This is a genomic window from Polaribacter aquimarinus, assembly GCF_003129485.1.
GTDB lineage: Bacteria > Bacteroidota > Bacteroidia > Flavobacteriales > Flavobacteriaceae > Polaribacter > Polaribacter aquimarinus.
Map to the genome: position 1 here is coordinate 1 of NZ_QFFG01000014.1, position 2210 is coordinate 2210.

General features: G+C 29.7%; 3 protein-coding genes. All 3 read left to right on the forward strand.

Features of this window, described 5'->3' with window-relative positions; translation table 11 throughout:
* Window positions 1-248 precede the first annotated feature (248 nt).
* The 3 genes from DIS07_RS14925 (at window position 249) to DIS07_RS14935 (ending at window position 2073) form a co-directional block, all read left to right on the forward strand.
* Window positions 249-824 carry a hypothetical protein gene (locus DIS07_RS14925; RefSeq protein ID WP_109406069.1) on the forward strand — a complete coding sequence of 192 codons (576 nt, stop codon included), beginning with the start codon at window positions 249-251 and terminating at the stop codon, window positions 822-824.
* Between the two features lie 150 nt (window positions 825-974).
* Window positions 975-1484, forward strand: coding sequence for a hypothetical protein (locus DIS07_RS14930; protein WP_146190751.1), 510 nt, complete (start codon window positions 975-977; stop codon window positions 1482-1484).
* A 157-nt stretch (window positions 1485-1641) separates the two neighbouring features.
* Window positions 1642-2073 carry a hypothetical protein gene (locus tag DIS07_RS14935; protein ID WP_109406071.1) on the forward strand — a complete coding sequence of 144 codons (432 nt, stop codon included), beginning with the start codon at window positions 1642-1644 and terminating at the stop codon, window positions 2071-2073.
* Window positions 2074-2210: the final 137 nt, after the last annotated feature.

The following is a 2210-nucleotide window of genomic DNA, read 5'->3' on the forward strand; positions in this document are numbered from 1 at the left end:
AAAAGAGAGAGGATTACCAATGTTGTCGAAGTCTAAAGCTTCACCGTGTATATTAACCTTAATTCTCTCTTTTATTCTTTCTGATTATATATCAAAATTAGTAAAAGACAAACTTAAGACGTGTATATTTTATTGCTTTCTTTTAGCCTACTTACGAAAATCCTCGCGGATTTTCTATTCAGTTTTTATTTGCTAAATTTAAGCTAAACCAACGCAACAAACCATACACACAGACGTTGTACTACATTATGAAAAAAACTTCGCTAATTTTAATAACACTTCTGATTTCAATAAAAGCGAGTGCTTGCAGTTGTGAATGGAGCGGAAATTTTTTAAAAATTGCTAATAATTCAGAATTAGTAATTAAAGGAAAAATTATTGAGCATAATTATCATACAGAAAATGGAAAACGTTTCAAAGATTATGACAAATATTTTGAGGAAACTCTAAAAAATGAATTTGACCCTAATTACGGAACTGGAGAATCAATAAAAGTGGAAATTATTGAAATTATAAAAGGTAAAGAAGAAAGAAAAATTATTGAAATATTTGACACAGATGGAGCAGATTGTAGAGCAAGTATTCGTGAATTTAAAACTGGAAAAACTTATGTTTTCGCAACTTATAAGCCACGAAGAACTGGAATAAAACTGCCGAATGAAACTGAAAATGATTACGCAATTGGAAGTTGTTATGAAAGCACTTTAGAATATTTACCAAATGAAAACAAAGTTTTTGGAATGATTAAAGGAAAATCTTACAAACGAAAAAATCGAAAATATAGTTACGAAAAATTGAAATGCAAAATTGAAAAAGAAAATTAACGTAGTACAACACCGTATAAACTTTATTGCAGGCTTTTAGCCTACTTGCGAAAGTCCTCGCGGACTTTCTTGGTCGGTAATTATTTACTAAATTAGTTGCTTAAAACACGCAACAAACCATATACAACAACGTTGGCAACAATTTAAGAAATGACGAAATACATTCAAATTTTTATAATCTTTTTGACATTATCTGCTTGCGGACAAAAAGAAACTGAAAAGAAAACACCAGAAAATGTGAATGAAAGGTCTGTGGAATTGGAACAAAAAACTGAATCTGAAAAAGAGGAAAAATGGACTGATTCGAATGGAAACGTTTTCACCGAAAAAGGAAATGAGATTTCAATAATTCCTGCCAAATACAATAAAACTGGAAAAATATACAAAGTGTTTATTTACAATGAAACTTCTGACGAAATTGGAATTATTGAAAACCTAAAAATAAAACCGAATGAGTTCCGTGTTTTTAACTTAAAAGACATTGACACACTTAAATTAGACAATGGAGTGAAATTTATGTTTGGAGAAACTTATGGACTTGAAATTGAGGATAAGCAATCTCAAGTTAGTGGTCTTGGAGGAAAATTTTTAGATAAATATAAAGTTCCTGACGAAGCTGAATGGGCTTTTGTTATAGTTCCAATAGGACAAGGAGATTAGGAATAAAAACTGTTGCCAACACAGTATATAAAAAATTGCTGGTGTTTGGCTTAAATAAAGGTCGTTGCTTGTTTTGTTACGTCTGATTTTCCTTCGGAAAATCCTCGCACACAAAACCGCAACTTTCCATATACATAAACGTTGTGTAACATTACCAATGAAACTCAAGGAATTCAAGATACATATTGAAAAAACTTTAGCTGAATTAAAACTTTATGCTGAACTTCATTCTGGAGAAAAACTTCCTAATGATTTTGACTTTGAATGGAGGTTTTCTGAAAAAATAAAAGCATCTGGAAAGAAAAACGTGATTGAATTAATTGCGGAAAAAGTTTATATAAATGAGAATGAAATTTATCCTTGTGTTGATCTATTTGTGGAAAGAATAACTACTGAAAATCGTATTCTAGTTTCTGGAAGAATAGCTGGATTTCCACCTAAAAAATTCGGAAAAGGTTGGAGTAATAGACCTGGTCCATTTATTTATGGAATTGGAAATGGAATCTCAACTAAAAAAGTAAACTCAAATACGAAAGAATTTAAAAATATGCTTTATGAAAAAGGACTTTTACATTATAAGACTGAATAAAAAACGTTACACAACAAAGAACTGAGTTAAAAAACAAATAAATTCTTCGTTAAATTTTTACAATATTTTTCTAGGCTCAAAAATCTATTCATTCGTTTTTTGAGCTTTTATTTTTTTATTTAATATGCTATTTAGGT

Excerpts from the sequence above, each read along its gene's own strand:
- DIS07_RS14925 (WP_109406069.1), top strand. The coding sequence starts at position 249 with ATGAAAAAAACTTCGCTAATTTTAATAACACTTCTGATTTCAATAAAA.
- DIS07_RS14930 (WP_146190751.1), top strand. The coding sequence starts at position 975 with ATGACGAAATACATTCAAATTTTTATAATCTTTTTGACATTATCTGCT.
- DIS07_RS14935 (WP_109406071.1), top strand. The coding sequence starts at position 1,642 with ATGAAACTCAAGGAATTCAAGATACATATTGAAAAAACTTTAGCTGAA.